Below are 22,356 nucleotides of genomic sequence, written 5' to 3'. Positions count from 1 at the left end.
TTCGGGCGCAGCTGCTGAAGAAGATACGCGGGCGCGTTTTAGTACTCCACCAACAGGAATCCAATGACCGACATCAACCTCGGGGCGCTTCCGCCCGAACTCACTGAACCACCGCCGGATGCGCGCGGCTGGATCGCCTTCCAACCTTCGACCGGCAAAGTCTGGCGCAAAGTTGATGGCCAGTGGTTTCGTATCGAAGAAGCATTAAAACGCATTGAGGAAAAGAAGTCTTGACCGCACTTAATTCATACTCCACCGGCACCATTGCTGTATCGGCAGACGGCACCGTCGTGACCGGCACTGGCCCGCTTTGGTCGAGTGCCGGCAACGTCAAGCCCGGCGATCTTTTCCAGAGCGGGCATTTCCTGGCCAGAATCGTCGACGTCACCGACGACACGCATCTGACCATAACGCCTTGGCCGGGATCGACCTTGAGCGGTGCCACCTATGCGGTCTGGAAGGAATCTCAGCAGCGCATCGTCGGCGAGACCTATGCGCGCGATGTCGACAAGATAGTCGGGGCGTGGAATACCTCGGGCTTTTTCGTTTTTGTCGATATCGACGAGACCGTGCCTGATCCGTCCCTCGGTGACGATGGACAGTATGCTTTGCAGCCGACGACCGGCAAGCAGTGGGTTAAGTCGGCCGGCGTTTGGACCTATCAGGGTATTTTCAAGGCGCTCAATCCGCGTGGCGCCTACGATAACGCAGCGACGTATTCCTATGGCGATTGGCAGACGACTTCAGGGTCGTCCTATGTTTACATCAACGATACGCCGAGTGCGGGCCACGCCGCTCCGAACGCAACTTATTGGAATTTGCTTGCTGCGAAGGGGGCTGTGGGAGGCACGGGGCCATCCCCGCTGCTACCCATAGCAGCCTGGACGACGGCGACCGCTTATGTTGTCGGGCCTCCGGCAAGTTTCGTGTCAAGCGGTGGGTCGTCCTACATGTGTCTCGTGCCTCACACGGCGGGCACATTTGCCACCGATCTCGCGGCGGGAAAGTGGGGTCTCGTTGCGCAGAAAGGCACGGGCGACCTTACAAGCACGAACAACCTGTCGGATTTGGCAAGCGCGGCGACTGCGGCTACAAATATCGGCGTGGTTCGTTACGCCGGTGCTCAGTCGCTCTCTTCATCTCAGAAGCAACAGGCGCAGTCGAACATTGGCGTGCGCAAGGCGCTCACTGCGAACGCGACGTACGAGGTCAATGGGTCGACGGGAAACGACGCTAACGATGGGCTCACCACCGGCACGGCATTCGCGACGCCACAGAAAGCAATGGATGTTATCGCAGCGCTCGACTGCTCGACCTTCGATGTTATGGTCAACGTCGCGAACAGTACGTATGGCGCGCTCGTCCTGAAGAGCTATCTAGGCTCCGGCGCGGTGACGTTCCAAGGCAACAACGCGACACCTTCAAACGTCGTTATCAGCAACTCATCCGGCGTCGCAATCTCCACCACCGCTGTCGGTGGACGGTTCACGATATCTGGCGCCCGTGTACAGTCGTCGGTGGCGCAGGATGTTGCCGTCTCGTCGGCGACGAGCGTCACCCTCCAGAATATGGAGTACAATGGATCGAGCGCGAATTTTCGGATCTATGCGAACAGCGGCGGACTGCTGACTTGTGCCGGCGCCAATCACAAGGTGCTGACCGGAGGCATCGGCCTCTTTCTCGTCGGGGATGGGGCGGCGAAGCTCACCACCAGCAGCTCAACCTTTACCTTCGGTGCGAATGTCACGTACAGCGGGGCAACGTTCACAGCGCGCCGATTTGGCTACTGCGAGTGCCCTAGCATGACCTTCACGTTAGGTGGGTTTACTGTCACCGGACAGCGGCACGCTATCGCGCAATGTTCCGGCACCGCCGGCGCTGGAGTGTCCACGTTTTTCCCGGGTACGGTAGGAGGTACCACCGACGCCACTAGCTTCTTTGGCTAGGGCCTTCGAAGCGGCGGTTCCATTTCGTCGCTTGGGTCTATCGTCGAATTTCTTTCCGCTGCCTCGTCGGCCATCCTCTTCATGTGCGTTGGGGGCTGGACGATGAGCGAGAAAGAAGCGGACCATTATCGCATCGAAGCCGAGGAATGCCGCCGATTGGCCGAGAAGGCGATCAAACAATCGGACAAGGAAGCCTGGCTAAGGCTTGCTGCAGATTGGCTGAAGCTGGCCGAAGGTGCCAGCGCGCAATCCGAGCGTAGGGGGTGAACTCATCGTCAACGCGAAAAAGGCCGCAGCGGCGAACCCCTGCGGCCAGCCGGGTTAAAATGAAAACGTGAAATATTGAGTCCAGCCCCGGCGAGACAAAGCCTACAGCAGCCGAGCCGGCGTGCGGTGTCATCGAAGTCACACTTCGCAAAAAACTAAATAGGTCAGTTTTGTTGACTGAGGGAGGGCTCGCCGGGGCTGGCGAAAGCGAGCCCTCAACCTCAAATGCGAGGCCGCCGCCATCGCAGCGCGACAGTCTGCACCCGATCGCGTCAGATTCATGTCAAACCAATATCGAAATCTGGCGGCTCGGAACTTAATACGATCGAGCTAGCAGTGTTGAGGGCGCGGTCTAACAACGTGGCGCGTGGTTCGCAAGTCGCGCACTTATCCCCAACCACCACCGCGCGACGGCAATGTAACCGCGCGCGGCGGACGCGAGACTGTAGCGGTCAAGCGGATGGCTCGTTCTCCGCATCCACAAATCGCGCGTGTAGAGTCATCTCATGCTTCGATCCGTCGAGCAAAACGCGAACGCGGTTGCGCGTTTCGCCATATCTGAGAACAACGCCGTGTCGGCCAGCCATTCTGGGACCAGCCGCTGCGTTCACGATGATCCGTTGCCCTTCCACCAGCTCGTTTTTGACGAGTGGGAGGTCTAGTAAGTTCGGCAGGCTGCGTCTGTTTGGCGGAGTCATGGTGGAAACTTAGCGCCGCCGGACGCGACGCAAAACGTCTCGTCGTCGTACCAGGTAGTTTGCGATCAGCAGCCTGACAACCAAGACGGCGAGCGCGACAGTAACAATCTCGCAGATCATTTGGACCTCGAAACGTTCATTTACCTCACGAGATCATCAAATCGTCAAGCCTCGTTATGTTGCGCGGCGGGTGTTGAGGTAAAGGCGGCAACCGCGAGGCCGCTTGCTAGCGCTGCTGCCGCGCGGACCCTGTCTTTATTGACAGGTGTGGACCGCCCCGAGATGGGTGCATATCGCCGCTAAAGGACGAGGGCCGCGGCTATGCGACGTTACTACTTCCCGATTTTCCACTACGGAGAGACACAGGCGGACGATGTGGGGGAGCTATTTGGCGCGGCTGAACTAGCAGCCCAATTCGGTGCCCGTATCGCTCGGGATATCGCCAGCGATCCCGAATATGACCCTAGTGCGGGCACGGTTGTGATCGCGCTCGACGACTCCGGTGCAGAGATCGCGCGGCATCGGGTGGCGGGGCGGGCGGAAGCGGTGGAGGTGAGGTGAAGCGGGAAGGTGGCTTAGGGGATTAGTGCACGGTCATTGTCGCGCCTGTGTTCCCGGGGTGATCTGCCGTGGTGGCTTCGTCTGCTTAGGCGCCACGACGTCGGGCGGTTTAGGTGGCACGTAGCCGCCCTCTATCTCAGGAAGCGGCATATAGCCACTGCAACTGTCGTAAACCGTAGGCTCTTGCATGATCGGCGGTGCACCGTTCCGATAGATTTGAACGGTGTGCGTCTGACGGCCTGTGTAACCGCCGAACGAGTTCTTCGCGTTTGCCTGGAGACAGACTTGCCAGCCGAACATGTTGGGTGTGGGTGTCGCTATCATTGCATCTTTGATGCTGTCCGGGTCCTTAAAGAAGTTGGCCTTGTTGCGGACGATCAGGTCTCGATAATCAGCCGGATAGCTGGCGTCTGTCGTCCCCTGCGCTGTCGTTTGACAACCGGCAAGAAGCGGCGCAGCGCAAAGCGCCGCAATTATCAAAAAACGCATTATGAAAAACTCCCCAGACCCGCCCGCTGCAACCCTAGATCGAGGAGGCGGGGAGGGCAACCAGGCTTTTGGACCTGAGGCAGGATATCCGCTACACTATCGAAGCACGGAGTGCCGCGATGCCGAATGAGCTGAATGATTACCCTGGCCGGATTGCCGAGATCGAACTCAATGAATCGGCGGCGATCTGCGTTGAGCAAATCGACGACGAAATCACCGTCGCCATCGCGAGCGTTGTGGGCGTTCATTTCCAGGTGACGGCGGATCAGGCGCTTGAGTTGTCCCGGGCCTTAGCTGTTGCTGCTGCCAATGCTAAGAAATGCAGCGCGGCGGCCGAGGCGTAGAGGGGGCGCCAGCCTTCGTCCATTGTGCCTCGCACATAAAACGGCCCCCGCGCCGGGGAACGCAGAGGCCGCTGTCGGGGTGCTCCAAGGGCAGGGGAAGGCCTGGAGCGTACGTCAACGCGAGCGGGGTTGAGGTGGTTCCTAGAACGGTCGCTAGTCCTCCCACTTGCTCTTCGGTTCTGGAATGCCGCCGCCCATCGGTACGCCCTGCCACCCGTAGAAGAGCGCGACCAGCGCTGGCCAGAATCTGCCGCCCATCAACTCGTTGATCTTCGGCAGCCCCTCCTTGTCTTCCAAGACTTTGGCGATGCGTTTCCAATCTTTGGCGCGATCACCGAGCACGGCCCGCGCTATCTGCGCTTCATTGGGGTAGAGGGGCATGTCGTGGATGGCCGCGCGTGATTTGCGCGGCTTCTTTTCGTCTTCTGTGGTCATGGCTTAATTGAGTGCTCTTGCATAAACCGCGCGGCCCGAGCGCGCGCACGCTCTAGCATGGCTTCCCTTGGCTTCGCAGCAGCAAGCTCGGCCTCAAGCCGGTCGAAGATCGGCAGATAGACCTCGCCGCCCTGGGGGGACTGGTCCATTAGGATCGCAAGACAATCCAAGCAACGTTCCAGCGTATCGACCGTGATCTCTCCATCTGCGGAAATCTTGGGGTACGGGACACGTTTGGCCATTGTTTGCCCTCGGTGCGCTCGCTGAGCGTCAAGTCGATTCGTGTTGGGACAATGCTCGCCGACTAGCATTCCTGTGGACGTGGCGAAGCGCCCCAATGTCGGGGGTGGATTTGTTTATTTGGGACCGAAAGCGCTCAGGAGCCCTATCGCGATGGGTATCAGGGCGACGCAGGCCCACAAAGCTGGAGCGCCAGAGTTTAGACCGGCAATGAAGATCCCGATGCCAAAGCCGACGATAAAGGCCGAGATCGCATAGGCAACTACTGTGTCCATCGGTCGATCCACAAGCAACAGGATCGATGCCTCAAGGACGCGCCGCGGCACCAAACGTTCCAACGCGCGAAAGGGCCACTTAAGAAGGGGGTGGGGCTAGGACTTCGGCTTCGCCAGCCTCACACCCGGCCCGCCATCGATCGACTGGCCGTCATCTAGAAAGATGACGCCGGCAGATTCGAGGGCGGCACGGATGGCGGCTATCGAATGGCCGGGCGCCGTTGCGTCGGTCTCAACCCTGCTCACGGTGTTTCTATGCACGCCCGATCTCTCCGCAAGGTCGCGAACGGTCCAATTCAACAAACCGCGTGCAGCTCTGATTTGTGCACTTGTCACCATGGTTAATTCCTGTATAGTGCATCTATCACCTTCAAGGTGATAAACGCACACTATAGGAACCCGCCCAATGCCGCAAGCTACCCGCAAAACCACCACATCCCGCCCGAAACTCGCCAAGACCGAAATCAAGCGCAGCGCGCCCGTTGAGGACACTAAGCAGCAGTCAGCCGGGATGGGAATGCTGGCGCTGTTCCGCGATTTATGGATGACGTTCAAGCACAAGGACAACTTCAGCGGCTCGGATGGCGGTCGCGAGGGCGGTGCAGAGTACGAAGGCGCGTACGAGATTATGCGGAGTATGTCCTTTGTTCGGCCGGTGACGGCGGCGGAGGCGCTTGCTCAGGCGGTATTCATCCAAAACGAGATGGGTGACCCAGGGAATTCCCCCGATGACGCCGTTGAATTATCGAAGCGCATAGTGCGCCGCGCGGCTGGGCTGGTTCTCTGGATCGAGCAGACCCACGGGATCGATTGTCGCGAGATTGGGCTTGAAGATTTTTGCAACAGCGACTTTACGGCAGCGCTCTTTCCCGACACGCCATTAAAGTCCCGGCCGGAGGCCCGGAGAGCGGCGATGGCCGTGGCGCCTGCGCAGGCGGAGGAGTAGCCAACCGAGTTCGGCGGCCAGTCATGGCTCGATAACCATCAAGCCCGTGTCGCTGAGGCGCCACCCTAGAAATGGGGTGGCGTTTTACTGTTGTGCAGGGTGCGTCGTCAGGGAGTCAGGATCAGCATCGACGCAAGGATGGCCGAAAACATGAACAGACCAAAGATGGCGATTTGAAACAGTCGCTCGGCCTTCATTTTCGCTCCCTCGCAAATCTCTTCGATCTGCGAAACGCGAAAGGGCGCGGATAGTTCCGGGTGCCGCGGCCCGCTCCGAAAAGGGCGGGCTTTTACTTGGGCGAGGACCGCCAAATTGAGGCCTCACCCATCCATCTGGTAAACATCGCCGGGCTCCAGGTTAAGCTCTTCAAACATCCGCTGCTGCTTGGGCGTCAGCGCGACATTTAGCACTTGCGCGGTCGAACCTTTCGGGACAGCGGCGAGGACCAATGTCAGCGCTTGGCCTGGCTTGGCCAGCGCAATCCAAACTTGGGTCTTCTCGTCGTCCCCGGTCACTTCAACAACGGTGAATTTATTTCCGAAAGATTCCGCCATGGCCGGCTGAGCATGCTGTATCAATCAGGGGGTTGCAATCCCGGCGACGCCAGCCAATCGCTTATATGCGAGCCGGTTTCGGCCTGTCTGGCTTTTCTCAGAATGAGATCCCGTTCGAGACCTGGCGGAAGCGCTTTGGCTTCTTCGCGGAGGCGCTTCGCTTCTTTGGCTAGGCGATCTTCGAGGGAAGATGTCTGCTTGAATCGACGACGTTGCTGCATGGCACAACCTCGGGTCCTGACCGCGGTGTTTTGAATTCTCGAGTCCTAATATGCCGACGCCGGGTCACCGGTTCCTAAATTCAGTTTGGGCCACGCAGCTCGGGAACTTCGCTGGTGGCGCTAAATCTCTGGGGAACAACAAAGTCCAGGATAGCCGCCCCCTTTTGAAGCGGGCTACTTTTATTTTCCATTCATAGCGTCGGCGATCTTGGCGGCGATCAGATCCGCAGCCCGTTTCGCCGGATCGACTGCAACATGCGCATACCGCTGCGTAGTGCTGGTCTGGGTGTGGCCGAGCAGGTTGCCGATGATCGGCAGCCCAAGACCGGAACCGGCTCCGACGCTTGCGAACGAGTGCCGCATGTCATGGATTCGGACATCTTCAATGCCGGCGCGCTTGCGTACAGCCCGCCATGGGCGGTTCAGATCGGCGCGCGGCTTCTCGTCCTTCGTACCCGCCGTCTCACTGGCAACCACGTAGGCGCCGACGCGGGGTAGGACGTCGAGTATCGCAATGGCCGGCGCAGAGAGCACGACGGTCTTTCTCCCGGTCTTAGAGTCGGGCAAGAATAGCAGGCCGCGCCCAGCGTCATACTCTGCCCACCGCAGATTGAGGACTTCCATCAGGCGACATCCAGTGAAGAGTAAGAGCCGGATCGCCGCTGCGGCATGCTGATCAATCTTCGTTAGCCGGTTCTCAGGCTTGGGCGCGTGCTTCACCTTCTTTGTCGGATCTGGCTGCCACGGAATTCCCGTTGTTTCTGCCTCACGGATCGCATTGCCCAATCGCTCTAGCTCCTCCACGGTTAGATAGCGTTGCCGTTGCTGCTCTTTGTTGGGCTTGATGCCGGCTGCTGGATTCTCCGTGCCTTTCGGGAGGATCTTCTCCATGAGCCCGAATCCCCAGATGGTGCCGATCAGTGTTACAACCCGGTTGGCCGCTACCGGGTGCGTCTCGCCTATTTTGTTCTGCAGGCGGCTAACGTCGGAATGCGTGACGGCAGTTGCCTTCTTGCGACCGAGCGCCGGACGAATATGGTTTTTTATGTACCCGCTGTTCAGACGGATGGTTCCAGCCTTCAGCTTTGGTTCCACCAGGTGCCTCTTGGTGAAGGCATCGAGCAACTCATCGACCGTTTCGGCCTTCCTCGCAGCACCTCGCTCAGTGGCCGGGTCCGCGCCTAGCTTCACGCTCGCCAACAGCTTCTCAGCGGCGTCACGGGCCTTCTCAGGCGCGAGCGTTGCCGGCGTACCAATCACCATACGGCGCTTCGCGACGCGCCTACCGCCTTCGCCCGGGCGGTATTCAACGATCCATGATTGCGCGCCAGTCGGCGTGACCTTGACGCCGAAACCGGTCAGTTCGGAGTCGTAAAAAATCGTTGCTTTCGTAACAGAGGGCAGGCCGGTGACGGCCCGTCGCCCCAACTTCAATATCGGCATTGCTTCCCCCAGAGTCGCCACCGAGTAGCCACCGGATCATCTATTGAACGGAAACGACGGGAAAGCAACGGAAACGGTATGGCGTATATATTCTTGGAAAGTCAATATATTAGGCAAGTAATGGAAATCAGCGACACCCAGCGGCATCCAGCGGAAAATGGCCTACAAAGTTTTGGGTACTGCAGGTCGTTGGTTCGAATCCAGCTGCCCCGACCAGTCCCGAGGTTGAAGCTCCTTCAATTCTCTCGATATTGCGCCGCGCTCATCCCGTTGCCGCTGCCGATCGTCAGGTCAGCGGGCGATCCCCGCGAAATTACGTCCGCTGCAGCTTTTGCGTGCATCGGCGTCCCGGCGGCGTTTCAATTTCAGAACAACAGCCAATCGACCAGGCGCCAGGCGATCCAGGCGAGGGCGCAGATCCAGCCCAGCATTGCGATCCCGGCGACGCCAAGCCCGCACAGTGCGAACAGCGAACTTTCAGTCTCCGGCGTGCCCGAGAGCTTCTCGGTCGTATCGATTTGACTCACTGCATCCCCTTGGCTTGCGGCCTGCTGTTCGTTGGTCTCTGCTCGCTCGTGAAAATTCACCGGCCGCGCTCCAACTCACACGGTCGTGAGACGAGATGACCGTCCGTACATCGCGCGGGCATGGATCGCAGCCACGCAGCGTCCCCCGGACAGACGGGAAGAACCTGCAACTCATGGCGCGGCGATTGGTTGCGACCGCAAGGGCGGGAACTGCACGCCGCAGCGACAGACCTACAACGCGCAGGGTACGCTCAGCGCCGGTGCGCAGAGCCCGTCGCGCATCTGAGCGGGCGCGATTGCGGGGGATGGGCAGGCGGGCCTATGGCGACCTGAAGCGCGCGCGAACCTTGCTTGAATCCTTGCTTGAATCCTTGCCTGAAGCCTTGCCTGAAGCCCTGGCGCTTGTTCTTCACCAAACGCCACTTCTGCGCGATTTTTCAAGGCATTGCGCCGGCCGGCCCGACCCAGAATTCGCAAAATTGCTTCGAACCTTTGGCTGTCGCCATAGACATATAGGCATTGGGGATTTCAGCGCCCAATGCCTAAACGGACGCCGCCAAGCGATGATATTCCGCTTGAGCGGCGTCGCGCTATTCCGGGGATCAGTTCGTCGCGTACCAGCCGAGCGGAAACGGCAGGAACGGCCACGCCAGATGATTGTCGTTGGCCGCCTTCGGCGGTTCAGAGACGGATGTCTTGACTGTCTCGATGCACGGCGCAGGCGGCACCGAGCACACCGCCAGGCGCAAACGTCCACATTGCATATTCATTGTGGTGCCCCAGTCAGCAAGTCATTTGAAAAATGAAAATCAGTTCGCAATTGCCACGCGTCCAAAACGGCGCGCTCATTCTCAAATTGTGCACGCATCATAGAAAGATCGGCGCCGGCTTTCAACGGGTCTTGGCGGGTACCCACGAGGGGTAAGGTTGACCGGTTAGGTTAAGGCCGAGTGGTTGTTGCGGCCGCATTCCTGGCTGATATCAGGTCGGCAAGGCTCGCGATGGGCTGCCTGCAATCGGTGGTCACACAGGTCACAGTTCGTCGCGGCGCTCATATCCTGTGAGTTTTGCGTCATGTCTTTCGATCGCAACGTCCGAACCGTCCATCCGCAGTCGAGCTGGACCGAGATCTGGCACCTCTGGACCGTGATCGTGCCGCGCCGCTCGATCAACGGGCAGCTCGTCTATGGAAAGGTCTGGCGCCGCCACGACGGCCGCGACTGGATCTACAAGAAGTTCACCGAGTACGACAGCGAAGCGGCCTGAGCCGGCTCCGCTGCCGCTACTAGAAGCCAGCACCCCGTTCCGATTTCATCGGAACGGAAATGGCTCTAGGCGGCCTTTGCGGGCGAGGCGGCCGCCGCAGGCTTGGGCGGCGGCGGCTTCAACGGCTTGTCCTGCTTTTTCGACCAGGAAATGTAATAGGCCACCGTCGTCATGATCGCGATGCCGGCGATGCTGACGAAGATCTGCGCGAACAGCGAGCCCGAACTCATCGACAGCTCGAAATGGCCGACGAAGGACAGGAACACGCCGACGCAGAACACGGCGAGCGACTGCTGGCCGCAGACGATCAAGGGATCGAACACCTTCCACTCCAGACCAGGCCAGTCCTTCGGCACGAAGCGGATCACCAGGATCACGATCACGACGAAATGGAGGAAGCGGTAGGGCGCGAGATTGGTCTTGTCGTTGGGGTTGAAGGCCGAGAACAGCCATCCCGGGAACATGCCGCCGAGGGTGGGGAAGCGGCCGGCCATGGTCATGACCAGCGCGAAGGCGAGATAGCCGAGGCAAAGCCACAGCGTGATCGGCGAATTGATCACGGCTCCCGAACGCCGGGCGCCGCCCATCGCGCACCAGGCGCCGAACACGAACAGCACCTGCCAGGCATACGGGTTGAAGTACCACTGGCCGGCCGGATAGGCGGTCAGGTTCAGGCCGTAATGGCGGGCGGCGAGCCACAGCACGATGGACAGCGCCATCGTCAGGTCGGGCTTGCGCAGCATGAACCACAGCACCGGCGGAAACAGCCCCATCAGCACGATGTAGAGCGGCAGCACGTCGAGATTGAGCGGCTTGAAGCGCAGGAACAGGCCCTGGCGCAGCGTCTCGGTGGCGTTGTCGACGAGGCCGGCGACGTTGAACTCGTTGATCATGTCGGAATCGCCGAACCGCAGCGCCAGATAGCTGATCGAGGCGATGTAGATCACGAACAGGATGATGTGGGCGACGTAGAGCTGCCAGACCCGCTTGGTCAGCCTCGTGGCGCCGACGATGAAGCCGCGCTCGAGCATCATGCGCGCATAGACGAAGGAAGCGGTGTAGCCGGAGATGAAGACGAACAGGTCGGCGGCGTCGGAAAAGCCGTAGTTGCGGGTGGTGATCCAGTTCACCACGTTGTCGGGGATATGGTCGAGGAAGATCGCCCAGTTCGCGATGCCGCGAAACAGGTCGAGCCTGAGGTCACGGCCCTTTTCGGGAAGCGTGGCGTTGATGTTCAGGAAGGCCATGCGACGGAAGCTTTCGGAGGGGGCGGATACGCTGGTGTCGGCGAGACAGGGCCGCCGGGCGGGATCCCGGCGCGGAAGGCGGGTACGCAATTGTCACGGTGCAGCATAATGACTATACCCGTCGGCAAGGCACCCCCGGGGGGACCGGAATCACCGATCAGTTCCCAAAAGGTGTCTCTATACTATGCCCGCGGTTTCCACCAACTGCTACCGTGACGCATCGAAATCGAACGAAAAGACCAAGAGGCCCGGACCACCCATGACCGCACGCATTTTCAAGCCCGCCAAGAACGCGATGCAATCCGGCCGGTCCAAGACCAAGGAATGGCAGCTGGATTACGAGCCGGAGCAGCCGCGTTCGGTCGAGCCGCTGATGGGATGGACCTCGTCCGGCGACATGAAGCAGCAGATCACGCTGCGCTTCCACAGCAAGGAAGAGGCGGTCGCCTATTGCGAGCGCAAGGGCATCGCCTACCAGGTGGTCGAGCCGCAAGAGTCGCGGCACCGGACGGTCGCCTATGCGGACAATTTCTCGTTCCGGCGCGGCGAGCCCTGGACGCATTGAGGGGCGGCTGGCTGCTCCGACTTCATACGACGTGATTTACTCGTCATGCCCGGGCTTGTTCCGGGCATCCACGTCTTTGGGGCGAGTGAGAGCGCGGATGGCCGACAAGCCCCGGCATGACGGTGGGGTACCCCGCCCGCAGACATGGCGTCGCGTCCGATGATCCCGATCGACGGATCGGCTATTGCGCTGGGCTGCGGCCACTTGGCAGCGATTCCGCCGCGTGCTTCGCTGCCTCGCATGACAGGATCATGGCGAGGTGGGGGATGGCCGGGCGTGACCAGCTCGACGGCGTCGATCTGAAGATACTCTCCGAGCTGCAGCAGGACGGGCGGGTGCGCAACAACGAGCTGGCGCTGCGCGTCGGCGTGTCCGCGCCCAATTGCCTGCGACGGCTGAAATTGCTGTTCGGCCGCGGCGTGATCCGGGCGGTTCGCGCCGTCATCGACGAGCGGCTGCTCGGCTATGAGGTGGTGTCGTTCGTCTCGATCCAGCTCGCCAGCCAGGCTCAGCCGGTGCTGGAGGCCTTCGAGAGCTCGATCGCTGCGATTCCGCGCATCCAGCAGTGCTGGCGGATTTCAGGCGACACCGACTACCTGCTGAAATGCGTCGCGCCGAACGTCGAGAGCATGCGCCAGCAGCTGCTGCATTTCGCGGCGATGCCTGACGTGAAGAACGTCCGCAGCTTCCCGGTGCTGGGCGTCGCGAAGGACGTGCCGCTGCCGTTGCAGGAGGTCGTGGCGGCATCCGTCGGATAGGGCGTTCAAGTCTCGCTACTGAAGTTCCGAAGTAGGGGGCGCTTGCGCGCGGTGCAGTCGATTCGGATAGTTATAATAGCTTAGTAACTCACCTAACTGTGACATGTGATTTAGGCAGGACTGCAATGCGCGCAACCGTGATTGTCGGCATCTTTGCGCTGCCTAGATGCAGGGTGTGAACCTCGGTCTGCGTCGCACACCGGGGATGCTTTTGTGGGACCCTAAGCAGGAAAAGACATCATGACATCGACTTCGAAGACGATCGCAGCCTCTGCTGCGACGCTGTTTGCGTCTGCGTTTTTTGTTCTGTCGGCGCCGGCTGCGAAGGCCGACGATTATTGCATCACCAACGGCGCCCAGGCCGCTCACGGCTGCGGCTATCCGACGATGGAAGCCTGCCGTCAGGCGGCCGGTGGCATCGGCGGCACGTGCTCGCAGGCCGGCGGCGCCAAGACTAGCAACGATGCGCTCGCCTTCCAGCCGAAGCAGACGAAGCAGCCCAAGGCTCGCCAGGGCGCGCAGAACTAACGCCTGAGATCGCGACCTGATCCGAGAGATTGCGTCCTCCGAGAGTGATCTCGGAGGACGTCAATTTATGACAAGCAGGTGACGCCGAGCCTCAGCGATAGCGCTCGCGAAATTCGCGCGGGCTAGCGCCGGTCCAGGTGCGGAAGGCGCGCGAAAAGCTCTTCTCGTTGCGGAAGCCGGCGATCTCCGCGATCCGCTTGATGGGGGCGCGGCCGCGCATCAGCTCCTGCTTGGCGAGCTCGAACTTTGCCTCTTCCTTGAGATCGCGCAGCGAGGTCGCTTCTTCGCGCAGGCGCCGATGCATGGTGCGGGTGGAGAGCGCCAGCTCGCTTGCGACATCCTCGGCGCCGAGAATGCGTCCGCGTGCATTGCGCAGCACGCGGCGGACGCGCTCGACCAGCAGCCGGTCGCGCCGGTAGGGCAGCACGGTGAGCCGCAGCGCGCCCTTGAGCATGCTGTCGAGATCGGCGGGGCTGCGGGTCAGCGGCAGAGACAGATAATGTTTGTCGAACACGATGCGGGCGCCGTCCGCATCGAAGCTCAAATGCCTGCAGAAGATCGTCGGATAGACCGAGACGTGGCCCGGCTCGGAATAGGGAAACTCGGCCGCACGCAGCGCGATCGCGGAATCGACGGCCCAGCAGGAAAAGCCGAGGACATAGCGGAGCAGGGTGACCAGGCAGAATTCACGCAACGGGCCAAGGTCGCGCTGCTCGCGAATGGAGATCGTCGCGGTCTCATCACCAAGCGAGAGCTCGAACAGCACGTCCTCGGTCAGCAGGCGATGATGCCGGCACCAGCGTTTTAGCGCGACTTCGAGATTGGGGGCGGTGATCGAGGCGCGGCACAGCATGCCATAGGTTCCCCAAGGCAGCCGGCGCGAGAACCAGCCGAGCGCCTCGTCGTCGAGCTCGCGCATGGCATGGCCGGCCAGCGCCTCGAACTGGGCCGCCGTCACCCGTCCGTCGCGGGATCGAACGAGGTCCGCGGTGACCTGCCCCTTGCCCAAGGCTTCGGCCGGATCCCGCCCGTAAAGGGCATAAGCGGCAACCACGCCGCGGACGAAGGCGGCTGGGGTCATGGCGCGGCGGGGCGTCGCGGTCGCGGCTTGAAAGGGCATGAAAAATCCTCGCCAAACTTGGCGGAAAATGCAACCTTTTCGACCGCTGGGACGCCCGGGCGGGGGTAGGTTCGGACCCGACAAGAATACGGAGGAATCGCCTTGAACATCCCGAGCATCGATTTCGATCTGGGCGAAGACATCAGCATGCTGCGCGACACGCTGCGCGCCTTCGTGGAGGCGGAGATCGCCCCGCGCGCAGCCGAGATCGAGAAGGCCAATCTGTTCCCGGCCGACCTCTGGAAGCGCTTTGGCGACCTCGGCCTGCTCGGCATGACCGCGCCGGAGCAATATGGCGGCTCCAGCATGGGCTATCTCGCCCATATCGTCGCCATGGAGGAGATTTCGCGGGGCTCGGCCGCCGTGGGGCTGTCCTACGGCGCCCATTCCAACCTCTGCGTCAACCAGATCCGCCGCAACGGCAACGACGCGCAGCGCGCGCGCTATCTGCCAAAGCTGATCTCCGGCGAATATGTCGGCGCGCTCGCGATGTCCGAGCCCGGCGCGGGCTCCGACGTCGTCTCGATGAAGCTGCGCGCAGACAAGCGCGGCGACCGCTATGTCCTCAACGGCTCGAAGATGTGGATCACCAATGGCGGCGACGCCGACGTGCTGGTCGTCTACGCCAAGACCGATCCGGAGGCGGGCCCGCGCGGCATGACCGCGTTCCTGGTCGAAAAGGGCTTCAAGGGTTTCACCCACGGCCAGCATCTCGACAAGCTCGGCATGCGCGGCTCCAACACCTATCCCTTGTTCTTCGACGAGTGCGAGGTGCCGGAAGAGAACGTGCTCGGCAAGGTCGGCGAGGGCGTCAAGGTGCTGATGTCCGGCCTCGATTACGAGCGCACGGTGCTGTCGGGCGGCCCGCTCGGCATCATGGCGGCCTGCATGGACGCAGTGGTGCCCTATATGCATGAACGAAAACAGTTCGGCCAGCCGATCGGCGACTTCCAGCTGATGCAGGGCAAGCTCGCCGACATGTATGCGACCTGGCAGTCGGCGCGCGCCTATGTCTATGCGGTCGGGCGCGCCTGCGACCGCGCCGACCACGCCCGCACGCTGCGCAAGGATGCGGCGGCCGCGATCCTCTATTCCGCGGAGAAGGCGACGTGGATGGCCGGCGAGGCGATCCAGGCGCTGGGCGGCGTCGGCTATACCTCCGAGTTTCCAGTCGGACGTCTCTGGCGCGACGCAAAACTCTACGAGATCGGCGCCGGCACCTCGGAAGTGCGTCGCATGCTGATCGGCCGCGAGCTGATGTCCGAGACGGCCTGAAACCTTCACCTCATTGGAATCAACATGCCGCTCCATTCCAGCATCGATACGTCTTCATCGGACTTTGCGCGCAATTCCGAGGCCATGCGCGGGCTTGTCGCGGACTTGCGAGAAAAACTGAGCCAGGTCGCCGGCGGCGGCGGCGAGGTCTCGCGCAACCGCCATACCTCGCGCGGCAAGATGCTGGCGCGCGAGCGCGTCGACCTGCTGGTCGATCCCGGCACCTCGTTCATGGAGCTGTCGCCGCTGGCGGCGTACGGCCTCTATGGCGGTGACGTGCATTCGGCGAGCGTCATCACCGGCGTCGGGCGCATCGCGGGCCGCGAATGCGTGATCGTCGCCAACGACGCCACCATCAAGGGCGGCACTTACTATCCGATGACGGTGAAGAAGCATCTGCGCGCGCAGGACGTGGCGCGGCAGAACAATCTTCCCTGCGTCTACATGGTCGATTCCGGCGGCGCCTTCCTGCCGCTCCAGGATGAGATCTTTCCGGACGAGCGCCATTTCGGCCGCATCTTCTACAACCAGGCCCAGATGTCGTCGCAGGGCATCCCGCAGATCGCGATCGTGATGGGCTCCTGCACCGCCGGCGGCGCCTATGTCCCCGCGATGTCGGACGAGAGCATCATCGTACGTAATCAAGGCACCATCTTCCTCGGCGGACCGCCGCTGGTGAAGGCCGCGACCGGCGAGGTGGTGAGTGCCGAGGAGCTCGGCGGCGCCGACGTGCATTCGCGGCAATCGGGCGTGACCGACCACTACGCCCAGAACGACGCCCATGCGATCGGCATCGCCCGGCGCATCGTCGGCACGCTGAAGCCATCGGTGCGGCCGAACCTCAACATGCACAAGCCGCGCGATCCGCTGTTTGCGGCGGAAGAGATCTACGGCGTGGTGCCGGTCGACGGCCGAAAGCCGTTCGACGTCCGTGACATCATCGCCCGCATCGTCGACGGCTCGGAGTTCGACGAGTTCAAGAAACTCTACGGCACGACGCTGGTCTGCGGCTTCGCCCATGTCTGGGGCTATCCGGTCGGCATCATCGCCAACAACGGCATTCTCTTCAGCGAGAGCTCGCTGAAGGGGGCGCATTTCATCGAGCTGTGCTGCCAGCGCGGCATTCCCTTGGTGTTCCTGCAGAACATCACGGGCTTCATGGTCGGCAAGAAGTACGAGGCCGGCGGCATCGCGCGCGACGGCGCCAAGCTCGTCACGGCGGTGGCGACCGCCTCGGTGCCAAAATTCACCGTCGTGATCGGCGGCTCCTACGGCGCCGGCAATTACGGCATGTGCGGCCGCGCCTACTCGCCGCGCTTCCTGTGGATGTGGCCGAACGCGCGCATCTCGGTGATGGGCGGTGAGCAGGCCTCGATGGTGCTGAGCCAGGTCCGGCGCGACAACATCGAAGCCAAGGGCGATAGCTGGTCGAAGGAAGAGGAAGACAAGTTCCGCGAGCCCATCCGCGCGCAATATGAGAGCCAGGGGCATCCGTATTACGCGACCGCGCGCCTGTGGGACGACGGCGTGATCGACCCGGCCGACACCCGCCTCGTGCTCGGCCTCGGCCTTTCCGCGGCGTCGAATGCGCCGATCGAGCCTACGAAATTCGGCCTGTTCAGGATGTGATGCGATGGACCGTTCAATGCTCTACCGCCGTTTTCGCACGCTCCTGATCGCCAACCGCGGCGAGATCGCCTGCCGCGTCATCCGCACCGCGCGAGCCATGGGCCTGCGCACGGTCGCGGTCTATTCCGAGGCCGACCGCGACGCGATGCATGTCGCGCTCGCGGATGAAGCCGTGCTGCTCGGTCCGGCGCGAGCCCGCGACAGCTACCTCAATGTCGAGCGGCTGATCGAGGCCGCGCGAAAGACCGGTGCGGAAGCCGTCCACCCGGGCTACGGCTTCCTGTCCGAAAATGCCGAGTTCGCGCGCGCCTGCCTGGAGGCGGGCCTGGTGTTCGTCGGCCCCACCGCCGCGATGATGACGGCCATGGGCTCGAAGTCCGGCTCCAAGGCGCTGATGGAGAAGGCCGGCGTGCCGCTGGTGCCCGGCTATCACGGCGAGGCCCAGGACGACGCGACGCTTTCGAAGGCGGCGGACAAGATCGGCTTCCCCATCCTGGTGAAGGCGTCCGCCGGCGGTGGCGGCCGCGGCATGCGCATCGTGCGCTCGGCGGACGAGCTTGGACCGGCGATCGTCAGCGCCAAGCGCGAAGCCAAGGCTGCGTTCGGCGACGACCGCATGCTGATCGAAAAATATGTCGACAATCCCCGCCACATCGAGGTGCAGATCATCGGCGACAGCCACGGCAATCTGCTGTCACTGTTCGAGCGCGAATGCACGCTGCAGCGCCGGCACCAGAAGGTAATCGAGGAGGCACCGTCGCCGACGCTCAATCCGGCCCAGCGCGAGACCGTCTGCGCCGCCGCGCGAAAGGCGGCGGGCGCGGTCAACTATGTCGGCGCCGGCACGATCGAGTTCGTCTCCGACGGCAAGGACGTGTTCTTCATCGAGATGAACACGCGCCTTCAGGTCGAGCATCCCGTGACCGAGCTGATCACCGGCATCGATCTCGTCGAATGGCAGCTGCGCGTCGCCTTCGGCGAGGCGCTGCCGCTGAAACAGGACGAGATCCGGCTCAATGGCCACGCGGTCGAGGCGCGCGTCTACGCCGAAAACCCGACCAAGAACTTCATGCCGTCGGTCGGCAGGATCTCGACCTGGCGCTTGCCGGCGGAAACCGGCGGCCTGCGCATCGACGCCGGCTATCGCGAAGGCGATACGGTCTCGCCCTATTACGATGCGATGCTCGCAAAAATGATCGCGTGGGCGCCGACGCGGGACGTCGCGATCGAACGGCTGAACCGCGGGCTGCAAGACTCCGACGTCCGCGGCATCGTCACCAACATCCCGTTCCTGTCGGCGCTGATGACGCATCCGAAGGTGCGGACCAATGCGATCGATACCGGCTTCATCGAGCGTGAGCTGGCGGGCTTGACGCAGGCCTCGCCGGCGCCCGGCGAGCTCGAGCTGTGCGCTGCAGTCGCCGCTGTTATCAACGACGAGCGGCAGGCCGCGCAAGACGAGGCGAGTTCGCCCTGGCAGACCTTTGGCTGGATGCCGGTCGGTCGCCGCCAGCGCAACTTTGCCTTCCGCGTCGGCCATGGACCTGAACAGAAGATCACGCTGAACTACGGCAGCGGTCCGTCGACGCTGGTGACTGGCGAGCGCGAATTGGCGTTCACGATCGCGCCGCGTGACGGCGGCTTCGATCTGACGCTCGATGGCGTCAAATCGCAGGTCGCAGCAGTGGTCGACGGCCATGAGCTGTATTTGCGCACACGCAACGGCCGCTTCGACCTGCATTGGGTCGATCCGTTCGGCGGCGAGAGCGAAGAGCATGTCGGAGAGGACAAGATCGCGGCGCCCTTGCCGGGCACGGTCGTCGCCGTGCTGGCCGAGGAGGGCGCCAAGCTCGACAAGGGCGCGCCGATCCTCACCCTGGAAGTGATGAAGATGGAGCAGACGCTGCGCGCGCCCTATGCCGGCGTGCTGAAATCGATCAAATGCAAGGTCGGAGACATCGTCCAGGAGGGCGTCGAGCTCGCCGTGGTCGAGCCATCGGGAGAGTGAGATGAGCGATCCCGTCCGCATCATCGAAATGGGGCCGCGCGACGGCCTCCAGAACGAGAAGACGCTCGTCAGCGTCGAGGCCCGCATCGCCTTCATCGAGGCGCTCGTCGCCGCTGGCCTCACCACGGTCGAGGTCGGCGCCTTCGTGTCGCCCAAGGCGATCCCGCAAATGGCGAGCTCGGACGCCGTGCTGCGCGGCGTCAGCCACGTCAAGGGCGCCGAATTCCACGTGCTGGTGCCGAACGAGAAGGGCTATGACGCCGCGCGCGCTGCCGGCGCGCAAGTCGTCTCCGTGTTCGCGGCGGCCTCGGAAGGCTTTTCGCGCGCCAATATCAACTGCACGGTCGCGGAGTCCATCGAGCGCTTCAAGCCGGTGCTGGCGCGCGCCAAGGCTGATGGCGTCAGGGTCCGCGGCTATATCTCCTGCGTGCTGGGCTGCCCGTTCGACGGCGAGATCAAGCCGAAGGCGGTCGCCGATCTCGCCAACACGCTGTGGGAGCTCGGCTGCTACGAGATCTCGCTCGGCGACACCATTGGCGTCGGCACGCCTGATAAGGCCAAGGAGATGCTGCGCGCGGTTAGCGCCAATATCCCGCCGGCCAAACTCGCGATGCATTTCCACGACACCTACGGCCAGGCACTCGCCAATCTCTATGCCGGCCTGGAGGAGGGCGTCCGCGTCATCGATGCCGCCGCCGGCGGCCTTGGCGGCTGCCCCTACGCGCCGGGTGCGACCGGCAACGTCGCGACCGAGGACGTCGTCTACATGCTCGAGGGCATGGGCGTCAGGACCGGCGTCGACATGGACAAGCTGCTGGCGGCCACGAACGAGATGAGCGGCGTGCTGGGCAAGCCGCCTGTGAGCCGCGTAGCCTCCGCGCTGAACGCGAAGAAGAAGCGGGCTGCTTGCTAGCTTCGTAGGGTGGGCAAAGGCGCGTAGCGCCGTGCCCACCATCTCTCCGCGATTTTGATCTCAAATGGTGGGCACGCTTTCGCTTTGCCCACCCTACGAGACCTTCGCCTAGGCCGCCTTCAGCCCGACATCCGGCAGGCGCGGCCGGCTCTTGAGCGCCTTCGCCATCATGGCCTCGACCTCGGCCTTTTCCTGCGGCAGCAGCGCGAGGCGCGGCGGACGGGTCAGCGCGGTGCCGCGGCCCATGATGTTCTCGCACAGCTTGATGCACTGGACGAGGTCCGGGCGCGCATCGAGATGTAGCAGCGGCATGAACCATTCGTAGATCGGCATGGCCTCGGCCAAGCGGCCGGCCTTGGCAAGACGAAACAGCGTCTCGCCCTCGCGCGGGAAGGCGTTCGACATGCCGGAGACCCAGCCCACCGCGCCCATGGCGATGCTCTCGACGATGACGTCGTCGAGCCCTGCGAACAGCACGAAGCGGTCGCCGACCATGTTCCTGGTGTCGATGAAGCGCCGCGTGTCGCCCGAGGAATCCTTGAAGCAGACCACGGTCTCGACGTCGGCGAGCGAGGCCAGGATGTCGGGGGTGACGTCGTTCTTGTAGATCGGCGGGTTGTTGTAGAGCATCACCGGCAGGTCGGTCGCGCTGGCAACCGCGCGGAAATGTGCGGCGGTCTCGTGCGGCTTCGACGAATAGACCAGCGCCGGCATCACCATCACGCCGTCGATGCCGACGCGCGCGGCTTCCTTGGCGGTTTCGACCGCGAAGGCCGTGGTAAACTCGGCGATGCCGCACAGTACCGGCACGCGGCCTTTCGCGACGGATTTCGCCGTCTCCATGATCGCGACCTTCTCCTTGCGCTCCAGCGAGGTGTTCTCGCCGACCGAGCCGCAGACGATCAAGCCGGAGACGCCGTCGCGGATCAGACCGTCCATGACCTTGGCGGTGGCGTCGATGTCGAGCGAGAGATCATTGTGGAATTGCGTGGTGACGGCCGGGAAGACGCCTTCCCAGGAAACGCGGCGGCTCATGAATTGACTCCAAGTGAGTTTGCCGGCGGGGGGCTGGGGCCGCCGGCTGTTGTGAAGAGGATGGCGAATGGGATCAGAGCGTCGCGCCGACCTTGCGCAGCGCGGCGAGAACAGGTGCCTTGGGCAGCCAGATCTTGTCGAACTCGGCGATGACAGCCTCGGTGTCGCCAGGCGGGACCTGGCGGATCGGGATCGGCGCGTTCTTGAAATTCTCGATCAGCGCGGGCTCGTTGGAGGCCAACTCGTCGATCTGCGCGTCCAGCGTCGACTTCACCGTCTTGGCGATCAGATCGCGGTCGGCTGCGGGGAGCGTCTGCCAGACCCGGCCCGAGACCACCGCCGCCATCGGCATGAAGACGGCATTCATCTGCAGGATCACCTTCGAGACCTTGTCGAAGCGCTGGTTCCAGGAGAATTCGAGATCGGCCTCGAGGCCATCGACCTGGCCGTTGGCCATCGCGTCGAACACCTGCGGGGTCGGGATCGGCGTCGGCGCGGCACCGAGGGAGGAATAGAAATCGCGATAGACCGGCGTCGGGTTGATGCGCAGCTTCATGCCCTTGATGTCGGCGAGCGAGTTCAGGTCCTTCGAGGAGAACACCGCGCGCATGCCGGTGATGCCCCAGCCGAGGCCGATGGTGCCGGTCTCCTGCGGCAGCACATCGAACAGCTTCACCGCCGCCGGATGCCGCACGAATTTCGCGACCGCAGGCGTCGAGCGGACGATGTAGGGCGCATTGATCGCGGCGATGTGCGGCACGCGCGAGCCGAGCTCGGCGGCCTGGATGAAGCCCATGTCGAGCGCGCCGGACTGCAATTGCTGCATCATCGCGGGCTCGTTGCCGAGCTGGCCGGAATGGAACACGGTCAGGGTGAGCCGGCCGTTGGTGGCCGCCTTGAGCTCGTCGCCGAACTTGAGCGCCGCCTTGTTCCAGGAATGGCCGTTCGGCGTGATCAGGCCGAGGCGGAATTCCTTGGCCTGGGCAAGCGCCAGCGACGGTGCGAACACCGAGGCGGCGGCACTTGCGGCGAGAAAGCGGCGGCGTGAAAGCGGCATGGTCGGGCT

At 62.6% G+C, this 22,356-nt stretch carries 28 protein-coding genes; 14 read left to right on the top strand and 14 right to left on the bottom strand.

All coding sequences use genetic code 11. From position 1 onward, the window contains the following. The first annotated feature begins 63 nt into the window (after positions 1 to 63). From IVB46_RS30135 to IVB46_RS30120, 4 genes are all read left to right on the top strand, one after another. Positions 64 to 234, top strand: coding sequence for a hypothetical protein (locus tag IVB46_RS30135; protein ID WP_247344066.1), 171 nt, complete (start codon positions 64 to 66; stop codon positions 232 to 234). Continuing rightward, entirely contained in the window at positions 231 to 1,946 is a 1,716-nt protein-coding gene (locus tag IVB46_RS30130) for a hypothetical protein (protein ID WP_247344063.1), read from the top strand. The genes IVB46_RS30135 and IVB46_RS30130 overlap by 4 nt, the downstream gene beginning before the upstream one ends. Positions 1,947 to 2,048: 102 nt before the next feature. Beyond that, positions 2,049 to 2,213 carry a hypothetical protein gene (locus IVB46_RS30125; RefSeq protein WP_247344059.1) on the top strand — a complete coding sequence of 55 codons (165 nt, stop codon included), beginning with the start codon at positions 2,049 to 2,051 and terminating at the stop codon, positions 2,211 to 2,213. 1,019 nt (positions 2,214 to 3,232) lie between these two features. Beyond that, the gene (locus IVB46_RS30120; protein WP_247344056.1) at positions 3,233 to 3,472 is read left to right on the top strand and encodes a hypothetical protein; all 240 of its coding nucleotides are present in this window, start codon (positions 3,233 to 3,235) and stop codon (positions 3,470 to 3,472) included. Between the two features lie 33 nt (positions 3,473 to 3,505). On the opposite strand, the gene IVB46_RS30115 is transcribed toward IVB46_RS30120, so the two are convergent. Then, positions 3,506 to 3,961 (bottom strand): hypothetical protein, encoded by a 456-nt coding sequence (locus tag IVB46_RS30115; RefSeq protein WP_247310499.1) that lies wholly within the window; start codon positions 3,959 to 3,961, stop codon positions 3,506 to 3,508. A 119-nt stretch (positions 3,962 to 4,080) separates the two neighbouring features. Here IVB46_RS30115 and IVB46_RS30110 point away from each other — a divergent pair, with 119 nt between their 5' ends. After that, a complete protein-coding gene (locus IVB46_RS30110) occupies positions 4,081 to 4,305 on the top strand; it encodes a hypothetical protein (protein ID WP_247344053.1) in 225 nt (74 codons plus the stop codon). Positions 4,306 to 4,458: 153 nt separating this feature from the next. Here the strand turns inward: IVB46_RS30110 and IVB46_RS30105 are convergent, their stop codons facing one another. The 3 genes from IVB46_RS30105 to IVB46_RS30095 all read right to left on the bottom strand — a co-directional run bounded on the left by IVB46_RS30105 (position 4,459) and on the right by IVB46_RS30095 (position 5,594). Beyond that, the gene (locus IVB46_RS30105) at positions 4,459 to 4,740 is read right to left on the bottom strand and encodes a hypothetical protein (protein ID WP_247310493.1); all 282 of its coding nucleotides are present in this window, start codon (positions 4,738 to 4,740) and stop codon (positions 4,459 to 4,461) included. Beyond that, positions 4,737 to 4,982 carry a hypothetical protein gene (locus tag IVB46_RS30100; protein ID WP_247310489.1) on the bottom strand — a complete coding sequence of 82 codons (246 nt, stop codon included), beginning with the start codon at positions 4,980 to 4,982 and terminating at the stop codon, positions 4,737 to 4,739. Before IVB46_RS30100 ends, IVB46_RS30105 begins: the two co-directional genes overlap by 4 nt. Before the next feature lie 369 nt (positions 4,983 to 5,351). Further along, on the bottom strand, positions 5,352 to 5,594 hold the full coding sequence (locus tag IVB46_RS30095) for a helix-turn-helix transcriptional regulator (RefSeq protein ID WP_247310486.1): 243 nt from the start codon (positions 5,592 to 5,594) through the stop codon (positions 5,352 to 5,354). A 67-nt stretch (positions 5,595 to 5,661) separates the two neighbouring features. On the opposite strand from IVB46_RS30095, the gene IVB46_RS30090 reads away from it, so the two are divergent. Further along, positions 5,662 to 6,201: a hypothetical protein gene (locus IVB46_RS30090; RefSeq protein WP_247310484.1), complete on the top strand. Its 540-nt coding sequence runs from the start codon at positions 5,662 to 5,664 to the stop codon at positions 6,199 to 6,201. A gap of 107 nt (positions 6,202 to 6,308) precedes the next feature. On the opposite strand, the gene IVB46_RS30085 is transcribed toward IVB46_RS30090, so the two are convergent. From IVB46_RS30085 to IVB46_RS30060, 6 genes are all read right to left on the bottom strand, one after another. Further along, positions 6,309 to 6,512 carry a hypothetical protein gene (locus tag IVB46_RS30085; protein WP_247344050.1) on the bottom strand — a complete coding sequence of 68 codons (204 nt, stop codon included), beginning with the start codon at positions 6,510 to 6,512 and terminating at the stop codon, positions 6,309 to 6,311. Between the two features lie 9 nt (positions 6,513 to 6,521). After that, positions 6,522 to 6,755: a hypothetical protein gene (locus IVB46_RS30080; protein ID WP_247344046.1), complete on the bottom strand. Its 234-nt coding sequence runs from the start codon at positions 6,753 to 6,755 to the stop codon at positions 6,522 to 6,524. Between the two features lie 20 nt (positions 6,756 to 6,775). Then, positions 6,776 to 6,976: a hypothetical protein gene (locus IVB46_RS30075; protein WP_247310478.1), complete on the bottom strand. Its 201-nt coding sequence runs from the start codon at positions 6,974 to 6,976 to the stop codon at positions 6,776 to 6,778. Between the two features lie 180 nt (positions 6,977 to 7,156). Continuing rightward, positions 7,157 to 8,419: a site-specific integrase gene (locus tag IVB46_RS30070; protein ID WP_247310474.1), complete on the bottom strand. Its 1,263-nt coding sequence runs from the start codon at positions 8,417 to 8,419 to the stop codon at positions 7,157 to 7,159. Positions 8,420 to 8,784: 365 nt separating this feature from the next. Beyond that, on the bottom strand, positions 8,785 to 8,946 hold the full coding sequence (locus IVB46_RS30065; protein ID WP_223153565.1) for an RNA-binding protein: 162 nt from the start codon (positions 8,944 to 8,946) through the stop codon (positions 8,785 to 8,787). Between the two features lie 602 nt (positions 8,947 to 9,548). After that, the gene (locus IVB46_RS30060; RefSeq protein WP_247310471.1) at positions 9,549 to 9,716 is read right to left on the bottom strand and encodes a hypothetical protein; all 168 of its coding nucleotides are present in this window, start codon (positions 9,714 to 9,716) and stop codon (positions 9,549 to 9,551) included. Positions 9,717 to 10,020: 304 nt separating this feature from the next. Here IVB46_RS30060 and IVB46_RS30055 point away from each other — a divergent pair, with 304 nt between their 5' ends. Further along, positions 10,021 to 10,212, top strand: coding sequence for a hypothetical protein (locus tag IVB46_RS30055; RefSeq protein ID WP_028150987.1), 192 nt, complete (start codon positions 10,021 to 10,023; stop codon positions 10,210 to 10,212). A 65-nt stretch (positions 10,213 to 10,277) separates the two neighbouring features. On the opposite strand, the gene IVB46_RS30050 is transcribed toward IVB46_RS30055, so the two are convergent. After that, positions 10,278 to 11,459, bottom strand: a complete 1,182-nt coding sequence (locus IVB46_RS30050) for an OpgC domain-containing protein (RefSeq protein ID WP_063983449.1) — start codon at positions 11,457 to 11,459, stop codon at positions 10,278 to 10,280. 259 nt (positions 11,460 to 11,718) lie between these two features. Here IVB46_RS30050 and IVB46_RS30045 point away from each other — a divergent pair, with 259 nt between their 5' ends. The 3 genes from IVB46_RS30045 (at position 11,719) to IVB46_RS30035 (ending at position 13,310) form a co-directional block, all read left to right on the top strand. Beyond that, positions 11,719 to 12,024, top strand: coding sequence for an ETC complex I subunit (locus tag IVB46_RS30045; RefSeq protein ID WP_208086673.1), 306 nt, complete (start codon positions 11,719 to 11,721; stop codon positions 12,022 to 12,024). A gap of 266 nt (positions 12,025 to 12,290) precedes the next feature. Then, entirely contained in the window at positions 12,291 to 12,782 is a 492-nt protein-coding gene (locus tag IVB46_RS30040) for an Lrp/AsnC family transcriptional regulator (protein WP_247310469.1), read from the top strand. 240 nt (positions 12,783 to 13,022) lie between these two features. Continuing rightward, positions 13,023 to 13,310, top strand: a complete 288-nt coding sequence (locus tag IVB46_RS30035) for a DUF3551 domain-containing protein (RefSeq protein WP_063983447.1) — start codon at positions 13,023 to 13,025, stop codon at positions 13,308 to 13,310. Positions 13,311 to 13,401: 91 nt separating this feature from the next. Here the strand turns inward: IVB46_RS30035 and IVB46_RS30030 are convergent, their stop codons facing one another. Continuing rightward, positions 13,402 to 14,430, bottom strand: coding sequence for an AraC family transcriptional regulator (locus tag IVB46_RS30030; RefSeq protein ID WP_135213564.1), 1,029 nt, complete (start codon positions 14,428 to 14,430; stop codon positions 13,402 to 13,404). A gap of 102 nt (positions 14,431 to 14,532) precedes the next feature. Here IVB46_RS30030 and IVB46_RS30025 point away from each other — a divergent pair, with 102 nt between their 5' ends. Genes IVB46_RS30025 through IVB46_RS30010 form a run of 4 tightly spaced genes read left to right on the top strand, consistent with a single transcriptional unit; the run spans position 14,533 to position 20,255 of the window. Then, the gene (locus IVB46_RS30025; RefSeq protein WP_247310466.1) at positions 14,533 to 15,705 is read left to right on the top strand and encodes an isovaleryl-CoA dehydrogenase; all 1,173 of its coding nucleotides are present in this window, start codon (positions 14,533 to 14,535) and stop codon (positions 15,703 to 15,705) included. Between the two features lie 24 nt (positions 15,706 to 15,729). Then, on the top strand, positions 15,730 to 17,334 hold the full coding sequence (locus tag IVB46_RS30020) for a carboxyl transferase domain-containing protein (protein ID WP_014495444.1): 1,605 nt from the start codon (positions 15,730 to 15,732) through the stop codon (positions 17,332 to 17,334). Positions 17,335 to 17,338: 4 nt separating this feature from the next. Continuing rightward, positions 17,339 to 19,342, top strand: coding sequence for an acetyl/propionyl/methylcrotonyl-CoA carboxylase subunit alpha (locus IVB46_RS30015; RefSeq protein ID WP_247310463.1), 2,004 nt, complete (start codon positions 17,339 to 17,341; stop codon positions 19,340 to 19,342). 1 nt (position 19,343) lies between these two features. Then, positions 19,344 to 20,255, top strand: coding sequence for a hydroxymethylglutaryl-CoA lyase (locus IVB46_RS30010; protein WP_247310460.1), 912 nt, complete (start codon positions 19,344 to 19,346; stop codon positions 20,253 to 20,255). 108 nt (positions 20,256 to 20,363) lie between these two features. On the opposite strand, the gene IVB46_RS30005 is transcribed toward IVB46_RS30010, so the two are convergent. Further along, complete coding sequence (locus tag IVB46_RS30005; RefSeq protein ID WP_247310457.1) at positions 20,364 to 21,290, bottom strand: dihydrodipicolinate synthase family protein; 927 nt, start codon at positions 21,288 to 21,290, stop codon at positions 20,364 to 20,366. 73 nt (positions 21,291 to 21,363) lie between these two features. Then, complete coding sequence (locus tag IVB46_RS30000; RefSeq protein WP_247310449.1) at positions 21,364 to 22,347, bottom strand: TRAP transporter substrate-binding protein; 984 nt, start codon at positions 22,345 to 22,347, stop codon at positions 21,364 to 21,366. Between the last annotated feature and the right edge of the window lie 9 nt (positions 22,348 to 22,356).

Origin of the sequence: Bradyrhizobium sp. 61, assembly GCF_023073075.1 — a bacterium.
Classification (GTDB): domain Bacteria; phylum Pseudomonadota; class Alphaproteobacteria; order Rhizobiales; family Xanthobacteraceae; genus Bradyrhizobium; species Bradyrhizobium barranii.
This window is presented reverse-complemented; position numbering and strand designations above follow the sequence as displayed.